Genomic DNA, 16,529 nt, shown 5'->3' on the forward strand with positions numbered 1-16,529 from the left:
CGGGACGAGACAATGACTGTGACACAGACCGAAAAGGCAAGTATCGAAAAGGCGAGGTTCCGCTCCACGCTGACCGCCCTGGGCATGCTGCCGGTTCTCGTGATCCTGGCGATCGGCTTCCACCTGCTCAGCGGACGCTTCCTGACGGTCAACAACCTGTCGATCGTCATGCAGCAGGCCTCGATCAACACGGTCCTTGCGGCAGGCATGACCTTCGTCATCCTCACAGGCGGCATCGACCTGTCAGTCGGCTCGATCCTTGCGGCATCGGCCATGATCGGCGTCATCGTCTCGCTGGTTCCCGATCATGGCATGCTCGGCATTCCCGCGGCGATCGCGGTCGGTCTGGCCTGCGGTGTCGCCAACGGTAGCGTCATCGCCTATCTCAAGCTCCCGCCATTCATCGTGACGCTTGGCTCGCTCACCGCCATGCGCGGCATCGCGCGTCTGCTCGGAAACGACACCACGGTCTTCAATCCTGACCTGCCGTTCGACTTCATCGGAAATGGCAGTTTTCTCGGGGTGCCGTGGCTTGCCATCATCGCGTTGTCCACGATCGTCATATCCTGGTTCATCCTCAAGCGAACGGTACTCGGCACGTGGATTTACGCCGTCGGCGGCAACGTCGAGGCGGCGCGGCTGACCGGCATCAAGGTGCCACTGGTGTTGCTGTTCGTCTACAGCATGTCGGGCCTCCTCGCAGGTGTCGGAGGCGTCATGTCGGCCGCGCGTCTCTATGCGGCCAATGGTCTCCAACTCGGCCAGGCGTATGAACTCGATGCCATCGCGGCCGTAATTCTCGGCGGAACGAGCTTCGTCGGCGGCGTCGGCTCCATCTGGGGCACGCTCATTGGCGCGCTGATCATCGCCGTCCTGTCGAACGGCCTCATCCTCGTCGGTGTCTCGGACATCTGGCAGTACATCATCAAGGGCCTGGTGATCATCATCGCGGTGGCGCTCGATCGCTATCGGCTCAAAGGGCTTAGCCGCACCTGACAGCGGCAGGGAGAACCGGAACTGACCGGAAAAAGGGCGCCGGGAGCGTCATCAACCAAGGAGGAAAAACATGAGTGTATTCAAAAAGTTCATGATCAGCACGGCGCTCGCGGCGGTACTTTCCGCACCGGCTGCGGCCAAGGATCTGGAAAAGATCGGCATTTCCGTCGGCCTGCTCGGCAATCCCTTCTTCGTGGCAACCATCAAGGGCATCGAGGATCGCGCCAAGGAAATCAATCCGAACGTGCAGGTAACCTCGGTTTCGGCTGACTATGACCTTAACAAGCAGGTTTCCCAGATTGACAGCTTCATCGCTGCCGGCGTCGACATCATCATGCTGAACGCCGTCGACGCGAAGGCCATCGCGCCCGCCGTCAAGAAGGCGCAGGACGCCGGTGTCGTGGTCGCCGCCTTTGACGTTTCCGCGCCGGGCGCCGACGTGACTGTCATGACCAACAACATCAAGGCCGGCGAAGAAGCGTGCCAGTACATCGTCGACCAGCTCGGCGGCAAGGGCGACGTCGTCATCATCAACGGGCCTGCCTCGTCCTCGATCCTCGACCGAGTCCAGGGATGCAAGAACGTGCTCGCCAAGAGCCCGGACATCAAGATCCTCTCCGACGACCAGAACGGCCAGGGTTCGCGCGAAGGCGGGCTTGCGGTCATGCAGGGTCTGCTGACCCGCTTCGACAAGATCGATGCCATCTTCGCGATCAACGATCCGACCGGCATCGGTGCCGAACTTGCCGCCAAGCAGCTGAATCGCAATGAATTCATCATCACGGCAGTCGATGGCGCTCCCGATATCGAGAAGTCGCTGGCGAGCGGCACCTCCATGATCAAGGCATCCGCTTCGCAGGATCCCTACGTCATGGCCGGCCAGGCGCTGCAAATGGGCGTTGAGGTCCTCAAGGGCCAGAAGCCCGCGGAACCTACAATCCTTCTCGATCCGAAGCTGATCACGGCCGAGAACATCAAGGACTACCAGGGGTGGACCGCAGCCCGCTGATAGACCCGATGCCAAGTTCCCGAGAACTGAAGAGACCAAGGGAACAAGACATGCGTGAAACGAAGAGTTGAGGGGCGTTGCGATGATCCTTTCATCGCAACGCGCTTCAAACCGGGTTCGCCCAGCCTTCGATGCGGCGGGCCCGTTTTCCCGGAGCACCCGACATTCGCCGCCCTCTCTCCCGGGCGAGATGTCGGGCACTCTCCCGATTTCAATTGATGGAAAGACCTCTCGCGGAGCGGCCCCTACCTGTGGCGCCCGTGGCGGGCGATCAGGAGCGGCAGGATCATGTCCAAGATTGGTGTTCATTCCTTTGTCTGGAGCGCCGGCTCGTCACGAGACGACCTAGAAAGGGCGCTGAACAGAACACACGAACTCGGTTACAAGCTCATTGAATTCTCCTACCTGGATCCGCGGCAGGTGGACGTGGCTTGGCTCGCGGGCCGTATCCGCGAGCTCGGCCTCGATGTTGCGATCAGCATGGGACTTCCACCAGAGGGCGACATTTCAAGCGACGATGCGGCAGTCGTTGCCCGCGGCGAGGAAATCCTGGACAAGGCGGTGGCATTGACCCGCGACCTCGGCGGCACCAAGCTTGCCGGAATTCTCAGTTCCGCCCATGGCAAGCAGGAGAGGGCGCTCACCCGCCAGGCCTGGGATACGAGCGTTTCGGCGCTTTCCAAGGTCGCCGATCGCGCCCGCACGACGGGTGTCACGCTCAATCTCGAAATCGTCAACCGTTTCGAGAGCAACATGCTCAACACGGCGGCGCAGGGCATGGCCTACATTGCCGACACGGGGGCGAGCAACGTCTTCCTCCATCTCGACACGTTCCATATGAACATCGAGGAGGCCGACGTCGGGCTGGCAATACGCCACGCGGCCGATAAGATCGGCTATGTACATATTGGGGAGAGCCATCGCGGCTATCTCGGCACCGGCAGTATCGATTTCCCTGCTATCTTCGATGCGCTCGTTGCGATCGGCTGGAACGATTACGTGACCTTCGAGTCATTCTCGTCTGCGATCGTCGACAAGGATCTCTCATTGAAGACCGCAATCTGGAGAGACCTCTGGAAAGACAATGTCGCACTCGCGCGTCATGCCAGGGAGTTTATCACCCTCGGCCTGCAGACAGCCCAGTTGAAGGCCGATCTCGTCAAGCAGGCCCACCTGCCTTCCTGACCGAAACGACAATCAACGATCGACGATCGCAGGACGTTCCTGCGGTCGCCATGCTCGTTCAATAGGCGCCATTCTCGGTTCATCTGCGCCGGCGAGACATTGGCGCGCCGTTTCTCCTTCGCGCTCGCGATCGCGTCTCGCCGCCAACCCGGCAGCAAGATGCCTTTGAAAAGTCTCAATGAAAGTTGAACTGTGGGGACCTTGTCACCCGCGCGCCCAAACACTTCGGCACATGCGATGCAAGCTTGGCGGTCTGGATCTTTCTGGACGAAGAGACGTTACCTCTCGCCAACTTGGCCGATCCGCTGCCCGAGTGCTCCCGTCCGGCGGCGCACCGACAAGCGAACAAGGAGAATTGGAATGAGAAAGACATTTGCCACCGCAGTCGCCGCCGCTTCGTTGCTTTTGGCCGGCGGAGCCGCGGTTCACGCCGCGGACCCGGTCGTCATCCCCCAGGAACCGGATGCCGTCAACGGCGTCAGGATCGGCTACCTCGACTGCACGATCGGAGGCGGCGCTGGCTATGTGCTCGGATCGGCCAAGGAGGTCAACTGCGTCTTCCGGACAGCCATGGACAGTGAACCGTCCGACCATTATGCCGGCGCCATCAGGAAATTCGGCGTCGATGTCGGCTTCACGACGCAGGGGCGGCTCATCTGGGCGGTGTTCGCACCGACGGCGGGCTATCACCACGGCTCTCTCAGCGGCATCTATCAGGGTGCCACCGCGGAGGCGACACTCGGTGCAGGCGTGGGCGCAAATATCCTGATAGGTGGCACCACAGGGTCAATCCACCTCCAGACGGTGAGCGTGACCGGCCAGCTGGGCCTCAACGTAGCCGCCACCGGAACCTCCGTGACACTCACTTCGGTCAACTGAGCCATATGACAGGACCCGCAGGCCGGTCATTTGCAGGCCATAGATGACCGAGCTCGCGACTTATGCTGGCCTGTTCGTCGCGGCGCTCGCCGCCGCGACCATTCTGCCGATGCAATCCGAGGCAGCCCTGGTCGGGCTTCTCTTGACGGGGGAATACTCTACCGCTCTTCTCGTTCTTGTCGCCAGCGTTGGAAACGTTCTCGGTTCCTGCATCAACTGGCTTCTGGGGCGTGGCATAGAGCGTTTTTCCGACCGACGCTGGTTTCCGGTTTCACCCCAGAGACTGGAGCGCGCGAAGCTCTGGTATCGCCGTTATGGCAAGTGGTCTCTGCTCGCCAGCTGGCTGCCGCTCGTCGGTGATCCTATCACGGTAGCGGCCGGTGTCCTGCGGGAGCCGTTCGCGGCGTTTCTCGTACTGGTTTCCATCGCGAAGGTCGGACGATACGTGGTTCTGGCCATGGCGACGACCAGCTGGATCTAGCGCAATCTCAAAAGCGTCTTGCGTTCGAAAGCACGCGAAAACGCAGGGTTGGAGTATTCTCGCGATACGCGAAAGAAGCCAACGTGCTCGGGATCTCAGTGGGAAATTGAGTTCCATAACATACGTTATGCACCTGAGTGCTTGTAGCGGGGTGGGTTCAAGGATGAAGTGTCCTGATTCTGCAAAGTTGGAATGTCACTCTCCCCGCGCCTTTGTTGACGTCGGGAACTGGTGGCGCCCGCCGGCAGCGTCAATGTGTGCGCGCGCCGATGAAAGCAGCAGTCAAGCCGCCATTGCGCCAGTCAGGCGCGCGAGCATGGCGCGGCACTGCTGCAGCTGGTCGCGGCTCACGAACTCATCCGGCTTGTGACCCTGTTCCATGCTGCCCGGACCGCAGACGACGGCGGTGGTGCCGAGGCTGCTTTCGAACAGACCTCCCTCGGTGCCGAATGCGACCTTGATGCGGCTCGATTGACCCGAGAGGCCAATTGCCTTCTGGGTCACCGCGCCGCCGGGATCCGCGTTGAGCCCCGGATATTCATTAAAGATATCGAGACGGATATCGGCCGCGGGAAACTGCTTGCGGGCCTTGCTGACGATCGCACCGGTGCTTTCGAACAGCCGGTCCAGGATCTCTTTCGGATCGTCTTCGGCGATGTTCCTGATCTCGAACAGCATCTCGCAGGCGTCCGGCACGATGTTGAGCGCCGTGCCGCCCTTGATCACCCCGGCATGAAGCGTGGTGAACGGCACGTCGTAGTCTGCATCGCGGGCGCCGATCCGTTCGATGTCGGCCTGTATCGCGCGGATTTCCGTGAGCAAGTCTGAGGCAAGATGGATGGCGTTGAGCCCGGTCGGGGCAAGGGCCGAGTGCGCGGCCTGCCCGCAACAAGCCGCGCGAATACCCGTCTTGCCCTTGTGTCCAGTCGCCACCTGCATTCCGGTCGGCTCGCCGATAAGTACCCATTCCGGACGGATGCCGGCTCCCGCGAGCTCCAGGAGCATCGGACGGACACCGACGCAGCCAATTTCCTCATCATAGGAGAGCGCCAGATGCAGCGGCCTTGCCAGATCCGCCCGCGCGGCAGCCAGAAAGGATTCAATCGCGCAAGCAATAAAACCCTTCATATCTGCCGCGCCGCGTCCGAAGAACCTGCTGTCTCTTTCCGCCATCCGGAAGGGATCGCTCGACCAGGCCTGCCCCTCGACAGGCACGACGTCCGTATGGCCGGAGAGTACGACACCTCCCGTCCCCTTTGGCCCGACGGTTGCGAAGAGCGAGGCGCGGTCTCCTCCCTCACCCGGAAACAGCCGGGCCTCAATTCCTGCGCCTTCCAGCAGGGACGCCGCGTAGCGAATGAGCTCCAGATTACCGTCGCGGCTGACGGTGGGGAAGGAAATCAGCTTGTCGAGGATCGCCAGAGCCTTGTCCATATGTTCATCCTTCTTCCGAATAACTGCGCCCCTGCCCGCCAGATGGCATCATCTGCCCTTGTCCAGGTTGGCCGAGGTGGCCGAGCTCAGCCACCGGCTCACATATCCTTCGGATGCAGCTCGAGGAAAATTACAGTTTGGCTCATTCCTGATTCGGATAAACAAAACCAGAGGTCCAGGAATCCAGTTGCCTCGACAGTCTACCGGCGCAGAACGATGCGGTTTGCGGCTTTCATCGCAGGAGGCTCTGTCCGCCGTCCACCCACAAGGGAATGCCGGTGATGTGCCGCGCAGCCGGCGAGGCGAGGAAAACCACGGCGTCCGCGACGTCTTCCGGCAGGCCGGGCTTGCCATGAGTTACAGGGATGTCGCCTTCCGGCCAGATCACGGGGATCGCTGCGTCTTCCGTGTGGCGCCTTTCGGTATTCTGGTCGATTTCGGTATCGATGGCGCCGGGGCACAACGCATTCACCGTGATCCCGTCCTTGCCGAGTTCGAGGGCAAGTTGCTGCGCCATCGCTAGCTGGGCGGCTTTGGTAGCGGAATATGCTACGGCACCGGCCGTCGTGAAGGTACGCGTGCCGTTGATCGAACTGATTATCACGATGGCCCCAGCTGCACTCTTGCGCAGAAGTGGCACCGTGAGGTGCAGCGTGAGATAGGTGCCACGAAGATTGACCTCGATCGTGCGATCCCATTCCGCCGGCTGGAGTTCGTCGATCGGGGCCCACACGCCGTTTATGCCTGCATTCGCGACGACGACATCGAGACGCCCGAAGCTGTCTGCGAGCGTCGCGATCGCCTTGCGCATGAGGCCTTCGTCCGCGACATCGGCGACCAGGGGCACTCCCCTCGCGCCGAGACCCTGGATCTCTTCAGCGACACGGGACACTTCGTCGCCCGTGCGGCTCAGGACCGCAACAGTCGCACCTTGCCTCGCAAAGGCGAGCGCCGACGCGCGGCCTATGCCGGAGCCAGCGCCCGTGACCAGCACCACCTTGTCATGTAGCATTCACCCTACCCCACCTGTCGCAAATGCAGTCGATCCGGGGTTTCAACGCCGTCCACATGGCTAAGTTCCCGCGTTGCCGAGAGGCGGAACCAGCGCGCCCGTAAGGCGTTCTCGACAGGTTAGACCCGCTACCCCGGAAAGGATCCGCCCGTGGCAAAGCAAATCACTTCCACCAGATTGAAGACGAAAACTCCCGACAGGAGGAGCGCTGTACCACCCCGGCGTCGCAATGTTGCGGAACCGCAGGTTTCCGCCGCCGATCGGGTGGATCTCCCCCTGAAGAAGGAACCCGTCGATGAAGTCATTGTCCCCGCTTCGGTCAATGGCACAGATCTTTCCACTGGCCGACCATAGAAAAGGGGACCGCGAATGCGCGTGAGGGACGTCATGTCAGCCCAGGTGTACACGATTTCTCCGAGCGACACGGCCCAGTCGGCAGCGCGGCTCATGGCAGCAACGGGCGTGGGAGCATTGCCCGTGGAAGCCGCCGGCGTAGGCGCCGTGATCGGGATCGTTACGGATCGGGATATCGTTCTTGCCACCCTGTCGAAGGGCCGGGCGACGTCTACGACAGTCTGCGAATTCATGACGGTCTCGGCTGAAGTTTGCGAGGAGACCATGGACATACACTCCGCCGCCGACAGGATGGCACGACTACAGCTCCGGCGGCTCGTGGTGGTGAATGACGCGCACCAGGTGGTCGGCGTCCTTTCGCAGTCCGACCTAACTTACGCACTGCCGGAACTCACAGACCGCTTTGCGCAGAGCTCGATCGCCCCGCGAGAAAGGAGCGTGCCGTGAGAACACTGTCTACCGACCGGTTCTGGGACGAGGCCGTGACCCTTGAAGGGAATGCACAGGTGTTGAGCGTCAAGAGCACCAGGGATGCGGTCCTGTGTCTCAGGTATTACTGGGCTCTTGCCGACGGGAAAGCAAAGCGACTCGCGCTGGCCGCTTGCGACGATGTGATCAGCCGCGACAATTTGCCGGATCGCGCCAAGGCAGCTTTCATAGAAGCTGCCAAAGAGGCGGGCTATCGCGTCAACTCGTGGATGCCCGTCTGACGTCTTCGAACCAATCAGGTCTTCTAGAGAGCGATGTTGATCGCGTCCGGGGTGAAACATGAGCGATGCCCGACTGGAATGGATAAGGAAGCGCGCCTACGCGATATGGGAGGCGGAGGGCCGACCGCACGGGAGGGATGCTCAACATTGGGAGCAGGCGTCTCGTGAACGTGACGATCTCGAACGTGTTGCCCTTCCTGACTACCTGGAAAAAGGAAAGAAGCCCCGGAAGGCTCAGAGCGCGCCAAGATCATCAGCGACAAAGGTTGCAACCAAGGCCGACAAAGAAACAGAAGTGCAGGCCGGTGCAGAAAAGAAGGCGCCCGCGGCGCGGAAAAAGAACGCAAGCGCGCCTCCTACCAAGTCTGCCTGACGTCCAACTGCCCGCTCCTTACGGATTCGGCAGTTGCGCGGGCGTTAGGGGCACGGGCGGCGGCGGAGCCTGCGTATCAGATGCTGAAGCATCCGGTTCTCGTCGGCCAGAAGGCCCTTCGGCAGCTTGACCGAAAACCCGCGCGCTTTCGCGCCGACAGGCATTGTCTCCCCAGCCAGTTCGAGGATATGCGGATGGATATAGCTCGATCGACAGATGGCCGGCGTGTTGTGCAGGACTGCCGCCGCCGCCTCGGCCATCTCCTTGATGGTCGGACGCCGCCCTTCGTTCAGGGCTGACGCAGCTGCGGCATATGCAGCGACGCTTCCAGCCCAGGTGCGAAATGTCTTTGCCGACACCGGAATTCGCGCGATCTCCGCCAGATAGCCGTTCAACCGACCCGAATCGATGGGGCGGACTGCGCCATCATTATCGCGCCAGACGAACAGCTGATGGCCCGGCAGATCGGCGATCGCTTCCAGCAGCCGTTGCAGCCGCGGTCTGCGCAGGATCCTGCGGACCCGCTTTCCTCCCTTGGCCATGAAGCGGAGTTCCGCGCTTCCATCAACGATCCTCAGATGGCGCTTGAGAAGGGTCGTCGCACCGTAGGTATTGTTCTGTTCGGTATAGGATCTGTTGCCGACACGAAGGTGGGCGTCATCAAGCAGCATTGTCAGCGCCGCCAGAACGGTCGTCATTTCGCCGGGCACCCCTTCGGCGTGGCGTGCGACGCACCGGCGGATCCGCGGCAAGGCCTTGCCGAACGCTATCAGCTGTCCGAACTTGTCGCCACTGCGCAAGGCCTGCCAGTCCTTGTGGTAGCGATACTGTTTGCGGCCGCGCGCATCCAGCCCCGTTGCCTGGAGATGTCCGTTCTCCTCGAGGCAGATCCAGACATTCTCATAGGCCGGCGGAAGACCAAGGGCGGCAATGCGGGCCCTTTGTGTCGGATCCTTCAGCAGGCTTCCGTCCGGCAGCGTGTAGCAGAACCCCCTTCCCTTCCGTCGACGCTTTATGCCCGGTTGGGAATCGGACACATAGACAAGCCCCGTATCGGTAAACGGCGCAGTTGACGAGGATATCGTGGCGAACATCAGTTTGTCGGGTGGTGAAGACCTGAGAACCACCGCCTCCGCTATTTGACCGGTTCTCCCTGGGGCGCGAAGACCGCCACGCTCGCCGCATAGACCATCGTCGGACTATCCGCTTCGTGGATCGCCATCGCCTCTTCCGCTCCGGTATCCATAACCCTCTGCCATGTCCTGGTGTTGTTCATATCGGGCAACGTAAACTGACAGTCGCCGCCGGCATTGAAGACCATGAAGATCTGGTCGGCCGGGGCCCCGTCGGAAGCGGAACCTCTCGCGAGGTAGACGCCGAGGACGCGGAGCTCGCCCTCGTTCCAGCTGTCGTCACTCATGTGGCTGCCATCGGGCCGGTACCAGGCGATGTCGACAAAATCGTCTTCTCCGCCCTCGCCCGTGAGAAAACGCTCCTGACACAGCGCGGGATGGGCCTTGCGAAAGGCAACGGTATCTCTGCAGAACCCAGGGAAGGAATCGTCCAGACCCTGCCAGTCGATCCAACCGATTTCGTTGTCCTGGCAATAGGCGTTGTTGTTGCCGCCCTGGCTGCTTCCGACTTCGTCACCGCCGAGAAGCATGGGAATGCCCTGACTGAGCAGAAGCGTAGCGATCATGTTCCGGCGGCGCCGTGCCCGCGCGGCATTGATACCGTCGTTGTCGGTCAGGCCTTCGGCGCCCATGTTATCGGAATGATTGTCGGAGTGTCCGTCCCGGTTGTCCTCGCCGTTCGCCTCGTTGTGCTTGTCGTTGAAGGAGACCGTGTCCATCAACGTGAAACCGTCATGGGCGCTCAGCAGATTGATCGATGAGGTTGCGCCGCGATCGGAATGGTTGAATTGTACCGCCGAGCCGGTAAGCCGTTGCGCGAGCTTCGGCACGAGCCCGCCCTCGCCCTTCCAGAACCGACGCACGTTGTCGCGATACTTGTCGTTCCACTCCCGGAAAGGTGGGGGAAATCCACCGACCTGGTAGCCGCCGTCGCCAACATCCCACGGTTCGGCGATCAGCTTGACGCCCGCCAGTATCGGATCCTGGCGTATTGCATCGAAGAAGCCGCCCTCCCGGTCGAAGGCGACGTGTCGCGCACGCCCGAGCGTGCTTGCGAGATCGAAACGGAAGCCGTCGATGTGCATCACGCCAACCCAGTAGCGCAGGCTGTCGAGGACCATCCGAAGAACCATCGGATGCGCCACGTTCAGCGTATTTCCCGTGCCCGTCGTATCGAAGGTATGGCGCGGGTTCTCCGGCGACAGGCGATAGTAGCTGAGGTTGTCCAGCCCCCTGAAGCTCAGTGTCGGACCCCGCTCGGACCCTTCCGCCGTGTGGTTGTAGACCACGTCCATGATCACCTCGATGCCGGCCGCATGGAAGCGTTTGACCATGGTCTTGAATTCGGTGATGTCCCTGCCCGCCATGTAGCGCGGCTGGGGCGCAAAGTATCCGAGGGGTTGATAGCCCCAGTAGTTGCGGAGATTTCTGTCCAGGAGATAGCGGTCGTCGACGAAGTACTGGATCGGCAGCAGTTCCACGGCGGAAATGCCCAGCTTGGTCAGGTGTTCGATGATGGGATCACTGCACATGCCGAGGAAGGTGCCCCGCAGCTTTTCCGGAACTCCGGGATGCGTCATCGTCATCCCGCGGATATGTGCCTCGTAGATGATCGTTTGCGTCCAGGGCCGCCGGATCGCCTTGTCGCCATCCCAGTCGAAAGCCGGATCCTGCACCACGCCCTTGACCATGAAGGGTGCACTGTCCCGGTCGTCAAACGACAGGTCGTTGTTCCGAGCCCCGATCCTGTATCCGAACAGGGCGTCGTCCCAGAGCAGCTTGCCTGTGGTCTGCTTCGCGTAAGGGTCCAGCAGAAGCTTGTGGGGATTGAACCGGTGACCGGTCTTCGGATCGTACGGTCCGTGGACACGGTAGCCGTAGACCGTTCCCGGGCCGATCCCCGCAATGTATCCCGACCAGATATCGCCCTCGCGCTTGGGAAGCGCAAGGCGGGCGGTTTCCTCCGTTCCATCGCTGGAAAACAAGCACAACTCGACCTTTTCGGCATGGGCCGAAAACACCGCGAAGTGCGTCCCCGCACCGGTATACTCAGCTCCGAGTTCAGGCTTCAGGAAGTCGAGTTCCGAGAATGAAAGACTCATGGTCGCCTCATCGGTTCGTCATGCTTGCCTGTGAAATCACCGTGCCCAACGGACACCATCCAACGCGATGAGCCGGAAAAGGTTCCCGCTGCTCAGGTCCGGGCAAATGGACAGGGAACTTTTCGTGCGGCGGAAAGTTGCGGTCCGGTCACATGGGGAACGTCGGTCTATATCCCCGTGGCCCAGCATAGGGAGACAGCACCAGATGACGGACGCAGCGCCTCTCGACGACGCTCGCGGCAATTTATGGGGCGCCCGTTTCGTCGGTGCCGATGTCGCCCGGTTCCGACTGTGGGCGCCAGCCGAAGCAAACGTGACGCTGGTGGTGAACGGCCGGGGCCGGCCGATGGAGAGCCGACCCAGGGGATGGTTCGAGCTGACGGTGGAATCTGTGAAATCCGGAGATGCCTATTTCTTCCGTCTGGCGGATGGGACGGCAGTCGCCGATCCTGCTTCCAGGCAGCAGCAGTCGGATGCCACCGGCCCCTCCCTTCTTGTCGATAAAAGCGCCTATGTCTGGAAGAACGGGCACTGCAGCCGTTCGTGGAACCAAGCCGTTCTCTACGAGATCCATATCGGCGCGTTCACTCCGGAGGGTACGTTCCAGGCAGCGATAGGCATGCTGCCCCGCCTGCGCGACCTCGGCATAACCGTCATCGAGGTCATGCCGATTGCACAGTTTCCCGGTGGGCGGGGTTGGGGCTACGACGGTGTGCTGCTGTATGCGCCTCACACGTCCTACGGTACGCCCGACGACGTGAAGGCTTTCGTGGATGCCGCACATGGGCTTGGCATCGCCGTCGTTCTCGACGTGGTCTACAATCACTTCGGACCGGAAGGTAACGCCCTCCCTCGCTACGCTCCCGCTTTCTTCCGGAAAGACGAACCGACTCCTTGGGGACCTTCGATCGCCTTCAACGAGAAGCCGGTAAGACGCTTCTTCATCGAGAATGCCCTTCAATGGCTTGGCGACTTTCGCTTCGACGGCCTGCGCTTCGATGCGGTCGAACATATCAGCGATACGGGACCGCGCCCCTTTCTCGAAGAGTTGGCCGAGGAACTGCGGCGGGCCTTTCCGCTTCGCGAGCCCTACCTCATCGTGGAAGACCAACGCAGCCGACGCAGCCTGCTAAGGCGGCGTGAGGATGGATCCGCGCCGCTCTATACGGCCGGCTGGAACGATGACCTCCATCATGTGCTTCATGTGATCGCCACGGGCGAAGCCATAGGTTACTACGAACCTTTCAGCAAAGACCGCTGGCCAATGCTGGCGAGCGCCCTTGCAGATGGCTTCATCTTTTCCAAGGAGGGCTCGCTCGCTGATGGCGGGGAGCAGGATTTGTGTCTGCCGTCCACTGCCTACGTCAACTTCCTCCAGAACCACGACCAGACCGGAAACCGTGCCTTTGGAGAGCGGCTGACGACGATTGCCGACAGCAGTCTCATTTCAGTTCTCACGGCAATGCTCCTGCTCGTTACACAGATACCGATGCTGTTCATGGGCGAGGAGTACGGCGAGACACGTCCGTTCCATTTCTTCGCCAACTATGCAGGCGACCTTGCGGCGGCAATCCGGGAAGGGCGCAAGAAGGAAGTCGAGAACTTCGGCGGCATAGGAGAAGGGAAGTCGGCGGAGGACCTTCCCGACCCGATTTCCGCCCAGACGTTCGAGGATTCCAAGCTCGACTGGAACCGGGCAGCCAGCCCCGATGGGCGTCGGACAACCGATTTTGTCCGCAGGCTCATCGCCCTGAGGCAGTCCTTCATCGCCCCGCTGCTCATACAATCGAGCGGCGTCCGTGCAGAAATTCACCCGACGGCGGACGGCACGGTGGCCATCGATTGGCCGTTTTCGCAGGGCGTCCTGCGCCTGCGGGCGAATCTGACGTCCCGGGAAGCCGCGCTGCCGCCGGCACGTGGGGAGATTGTCGCCAATGTCGACGGCACGGGTACCTGGCGGCGGGACCGGATCGTGGGAAGGCCCGGAATTGTGGTCACGCTCGATCCCCCCGAAGCGACCTGATCGCCTCGGCAGGCAGACCAGCGCGAAGATGCGGTCGGGAACTTGCACGGTTGCCGACAGTTCAAACAGAAGACCGAAAGAGGAGGCGATCATGCAAATCGCTGAAATCATGACACGCAACGTTCATCTGGCAAGGCCGGAGAACACGCTTCACGAGGCCGCTGTAATGATGGCCGACCACGATATCGGATTCCTGCCGGTCGCCGACGAGAGCGGGCTGGTGGGCACGATCACCGATCGCGACATCGTCGTGAGGGCCATAGCCCCCGGACGTGACGGAGAAACGCTGGTCGGCGATACGATGTCGACAAGCGTTACCTACTGCTTCTCTGACGAGCAGGTCGAAGACGTGGTGCGTCACATGGGCGCCCTGCAGGTGAGGCGGCTGGCGGTTCTCGATCGGCACAACCGCCTCGCTGGGGTCGTTTCGCTTGCAGATGCGGCCCGGGCCGCCCCTGACGCGGCCGGCAGTGGACTGAAGGAAATCGTCGAGCCGACCGAGGGTGCGACCTACAGACCACTCCCCTGATCGCAACGCTCAGGCGGTCAGTTGAGGTCGAGCTCCGGATAGTATCGGAAGATACCGGCCTCATTGAACGAAAGCCTTCGCCCGGACGCCAGATAGCTCTTGATGTGCGGGCGGCGGGCGACGGCATCGTGCAGTGCGATCAGGTGCGGGATCGCGGGCTCCTGCTTTTCCATTGCCTTCGGAAAGCTGTATCGGAGCCCTTCGATGAAATGGAAAACGGATAGATCGACGTAGCTTAGGGACGAGCCGACACAGAAAGCCGGCCCCGCCGGGTTCTGGCGGAGGATCCGCTCGAAATAGGTCAGGAACTTCGACAGCCGATGCTGTAGGAAGCTTTGCGCGCGCGCCCGCGCTGCATCCATCTGATCCTCATAGTAAAGCTCGACGCTGATCGGATGGTGGCAATCGTGTATCTCGGCGACAAGATCCGCGATAGTCAATTGCAGGCCATTGGCGCTGAAGCGCAATCCCTCCTCCTTCGGCGCGAGACCGAGCCGGGGAGCAAGGTAGAATAGGATGTTGGCCACGTGCGCGATAACGAGTTCGCCATCCCTCAAAAAGGGTGGCGCGAACGGGATGAAGGGCGCCGTCTGCGACTGCATGATCTCAAACATCGCGGAAATGCCCCTGCCCTGCGCTTCGCTACCCCGAACCACATCGACATAGTCTGCGCCGGCTTCCTCCAGAGCCAGGCGAACGAATTCGCCACGCCCCGGAATTTCATCCCAGTAGAAGAGCTCGTAGGTCATCGCCGCCTCGCCTCCGCTCGAAAGAGTATACCAGCCTTCCGATCTAGAGCGGGCCCGCGATACTGCCACCCCTGTACTGACTGGTCCACGCGCCCGCTCTCGCTTCGCAAGGAACAATCGGGACCCTCGCCGGTTAACGCTCCTCACCGCGGTGACGCGGTCCAACCGAGAGGAGACCCCCGACATGGCAGAGAAGACACTCAACGACCTGTTCTACGACACGCTGAAGGACATCTACTACGCCGAGCGGCAGATCCTGAAGGCGTTGCCGAAAATGGCCCGAGCCGCACAGGCCCCGAAGCTCAAGGCGGCCTTCGAAAAGCATCTGGAAGAGACACAAGGTCATGTGGAGCGCCTCCAGCAGGTGTTCGAGGCAATCGGCAAGCGCGCGCAGGGCAAGACCTGCGAAGCCATTCAGGGCATCATCGCCGAAGGCGAGGAGATCATGGAGGACTTCAAGGGAACGCCGACACTCGATGCCGGCCTGATTTCCGCTGCCCAAGCCGTCGAACACTACGAAATAACGCGCTACGGAACTCTGAAGGCTTGGGCACAGCGGCTGGGCTATACCGAAGCCGTAACCTTGCTCGACGCAACGCTTCGTGAAGAGTCCAAGACCGACGACGCGTTGACCAAACTCGCTGAAACGGCTGTCAACGCAGCAGCGCAGAAAAAAGTCGCGTAAGCATTCTGTGCTTTCGGGTGAAAAGCGGCGGGCCCAGTGTCCGCCGTTCGCTATTGTCGGGCTCCACGGATGCAATGTCACCAGATCTCGCGATAGCTTGCAGACGTCCAAATGTGATAACGGCGATAGCAGAGAAAGGTTGGACAGGATCGCCCGATGTCACAGGGATTCAGACTCCGGATCGTCGCCGGGACGGATATGATCGACGGTCGTGTCGGACCGACTTCGGAAGACGTTCGGCGTGAGGCGCAAAGACGGCTTAGTCTGGCTGGATACGGCACGATGTATGCCCGCCAGCTTGCGACGGGCGGGCGCGTGCCGAATTCGATTGCCTTCCTGCGCATGCAGATCGAGTTTGTCGCCGAAACCCTCGCCGAACTGGAACCCATTCCCGAAGACTTCCGATCCGACGAGTACTGGCCGAACCAGGCATAACTCCCCACGTCGCCAAAATAGGTAGGCCGCCGAGCGGATCCTGAGCGCAAAGAAGCAGTCGGAATCTACCGCCCTCGCGCCCTAGCGGGGCCAGATGGCGATCTCGGACGCTTCGTCGCCCCTTTTGCCCGAACCGAACTTATCCGCCGCGAATTTCCTCGCCGCCGCTTCGGCCATTTCCTTGTTCTCGTAGACGTCCGGCAACATGTAGTCCTGTCCGTCGCAGCAAAGCAGAGCCCTCCTGCTCAGGACATCGAAATACAGCTGAAAATTGAGTCTCTCGTGCATCTTCGTTCTCCCTTCACGTGTTGGTCGAACGAGATCACTGCGGGAAAGTTCCCCTCTCCCGGGCAGGCGCCCCATCGGCCCCTCGCCCGACATTCCGCCTCCTTTTGTCGTTGCAGTGCAAAATAGCCGTTGCATTTATTAGCATGCTTATT

The 16,529-nt window shown here is 61.2% G+C and carries 18 protein-coding genes; 12 read left to right on the top strand and 6 right to left on the bottom strand.

Features of this window, described 5'->3' with window-relative positions; translation table 11 throughout:
- Positions 1–12 precede the first annotated feature (12 nt).
- From F3Y30_RS23090 to F3Y30_RS23110, 5 genes are all read left to right on the top strand, one after another.
- Positions 13–996 carry a ribose ABC transporter permease gene (locus tag F3Y30_RS23090; RefSeq protein WP_203427497.1) on the top strand — a complete coding sequence of 328 codons (984 nt, stop codon included), beginning with the start codon at positions 13–15 and terminating at the stop codon, positions 994–996.
- 70 nt (positions 997–1,066) lie between these two features.
- Entirely contained in the window at positions 1,067–2,005 is a 939-nt protein-coding gene (locus F3Y30_RS23095; RefSeq protein ID WP_203427498.1) for an ABC transporter substrate-binding protein, read from the top strand.
- Positions 2,006–2,293: 288 nt separating this feature from the next.
- A complete protein-coding gene (locus F3Y30_RS23100; protein WP_203427499.1) occupies positions 2,294–3,190 on the top strand; it encodes a sugar phosphate isomerase/epimerase in 897 nt (298 codons plus the stop codon).
- A gap of 360 nt (positions 3,191–3,550) precedes the next feature.
- Positions 3,551–4,069, top strand: coding sequence for a DUF992 domain-containing protein (locus F3Y30_RS23105; RefSeq protein WP_203427500.1), 519 nt, complete (start codon positions 3,551–3,553; stop codon positions 4,067–4,069).
- Positions 4,070–4,112: 43 nt separating this feature from the next.
- Positions 4,113–4,550: a YqaA family protein gene (locus F3Y30_RS23110; RefSeq protein ID WP_203427501.1), complete on the top strand. Its 438-nt coding sequence runs from the start codon at positions 4,113–4,115 to the stop codon at positions 4,548–4,550.
- Between the two features lie 282 nt (positions 4,551–4,832).
- Here the strand turns inward: F3Y30_RS23110 and argE are convergent, their stop codons facing one another.
- Both argE and F3Y30_RS23120 read right to left on the bottom strand, forming a co-directional pair.
- Entirely contained in the window at positions 4,833–5,984 is a 1,152-nt protein-coding gene (argE, locus tag F3Y30_RS23115; RefSeq protein ID WP_203427502.1) for an acetylornithine deacetylase, read from the bottom strand.
- A 232-nt stretch (positions 5,985–6,216) separates the two neighbouring features.
- The gene (locus tag F3Y30_RS23120; RefSeq protein ID WP_203427503.1) at positions 6,217–6,996 is read right to left on the bottom strand and encodes an SDR family NAD(P)-dependent oxidoreductase; all 780 of its coding nucleotides are present in this window, start codon (positions 6,994–6,996) and stop codon (positions 6,217–6,219) included.
- 369 nt (positions 6,997–7,365) lie between these two features.
- Between F3Y30_RS23120 and F3Y30_RS23125 the strand changes: the two genes are divergently transcribed.
- The 3 genes from F3Y30_RS23125 to F3Y30_RS23135 are packed head-to-tail and all read left to right on the top strand — an operon-like array spanning position 7,366 to position 8,433.
- Positions 7,366–7,797 carry a CBS domain-containing protein gene (locus F3Y30_RS23125; protein ID WP_203427504.1) on the top strand — a complete coding sequence of 144 codons (432 nt, stop codon included), beginning with the start codon at positions 7,366–7,368 and terminating at the stop codon, positions 7,795–7,797.
- Positions 7,794–8,060, top strand: coding sequence for a DUF982 domain-containing protein (locus F3Y30_RS23130; protein ID WP_203427505.1), 267 nt, complete (start codon positions 7,794–7,796; stop codon positions 8,058–8,060). The genes F3Y30_RS23125 and F3Y30_RS23130 overlap by 4 nt, the downstream gene beginning before the upstream one ends.
- Positions 8,061–8,118: 58 nt before the next feature.
- Positions 8,119–8,433 carry a DUF2934 domain-containing protein gene (locus F3Y30_RS23135; protein ID WP_203427506.1) on the top strand — a complete coding sequence of 105 codons (315 nt, stop codon included), beginning with the start codon at positions 8,119–8,121 and terminating at the stop codon, positions 8,431–8,433.
- 44 nt (positions 8,434–8,477) lie between these two features.
- Here F3Y30_RS23135 and F3Y30_RS23140 read toward each other — a convergent pair whose 3' ends face one another.
- Both F3Y30_RS23140 and glgX read right to left on the bottom strand, forming a co-directional pair.
- The gene (locus F3Y30_RS23140; protein WP_203427507.1) at positions 8,478–9,527 is read right to left on the bottom strand and encodes a DNA topoisomerase IB; all 1,050 of its coding nucleotides are present in this window, start codon (positions 9,525–9,527) and stop codon (positions 8,478–8,480) included.
- Between the two features lie 41 nt (positions 9,528–9,568).
- Positions 9,569–11,668 carry a glycogen debranching protein GlgX gene (gene glgX, locus F3Y30_RS23145; RefSeq protein WP_203427508.1) on the bottom strand — a complete coding sequence of 700 codons (2,100 nt, stop codon included), beginning with the start codon at positions 11,666–11,668 and terminating at the stop codon, positions 9,569–9,571.
- 205 nt (positions 11,669–11,873) lie between these two features.
- Between glgX and treZ the strand changes: the two genes are divergently transcribed.
- Complete coding sequence (gene treZ / locus F3Y30_RS23150; RefSeq protein WP_203427509.1) at positions 11,874–13,691, top strand: malto-oligosyltrehalose trehalohydrolase; 1,818 nt, start codon at positions 11,874–11,876, stop codon at positions 13,689–13,691.
- Positions 13,692–13,782: 91 nt separating this feature from the next.
- On the top strand, positions 13,783–14,220 hold the full coding sequence (locus F3Y30_RS23155) for a CBS domain-containing protein (RefSeq protein WP_203427510.1): 438 nt from the start codon (positions 13,783–13,785) through the stop codon (positions 14,218–14,220).
- Between the two features lie 17 nt (positions 14,221–14,237).
- Here the strand turns inward: F3Y30_RS23155 and F3Y30_RS23160 are convergent, their stop codons facing one another.
- Complete coding sequence (locus F3Y30_RS23160; RefSeq protein WP_203427511.1) at positions 14,238–14,969, bottom strand: glutathione S-transferase; 732 nt, start codon at positions 14,967–14,969, stop codon at positions 14,238–14,240.
- 184 nt (positions 14,970–15,153) lie between these two features.
- On the opposite strand from F3Y30_RS23160, the gene F3Y30_RS23165 reads away from it, so the two are divergent.
- Both F3Y30_RS23165 and F3Y30_RS23170 read left to right on the top strand, forming a co-directional pair.
- Positions 15,154–15,654 (top strand): ferritin-like domain-containing protein, encoded by a 501-nt coding sequence (locus tag F3Y30_RS23165; RefSeq protein WP_203427512.1) that lies wholly within the window; start codon positions 15,154–15,156, stop codon positions 15,652–15,654.
- Positions 15,655–15,810: 156 nt separating this feature from the next.
- Positions 15,811–16,089 (top strand): hypothetical protein, encoded by a 279-nt coding sequence (locus tag F3Y30_RS23170; protein ID WP_203427513.1) that lies wholly within the window; start codon positions 15,811–15,813, stop codon positions 16,087–16,089.
- A gap of 81 nt (positions 16,090–16,170) precedes the next feature.
- Here F3Y30_RS23170 and F3Y30_RS23175 read toward each other — a convergent pair whose 3' ends face one another.
- On the bottom strand, positions 16,171–16,377 hold the full coding sequence (locus tag F3Y30_RS23175; RefSeq protein WP_203427514.1) for a hypothetical protein: 207 nt from the start codon (positions 16,375–16,377) through the stop codon (positions 16,171–16,173).
- Between the last annotated feature and the right edge of the window lie 152 nt (positions 16,378–16,529).

The organism is Sinorhizobium sp. BG8, assembly GCF_016864555.1.
In the GTDB taxonomy this organism is placed as follows: Bacteria; Pseudomonadota; Alphaproteobacteria; order Rhizobiales; family Rhizobiaceae; genus BG8.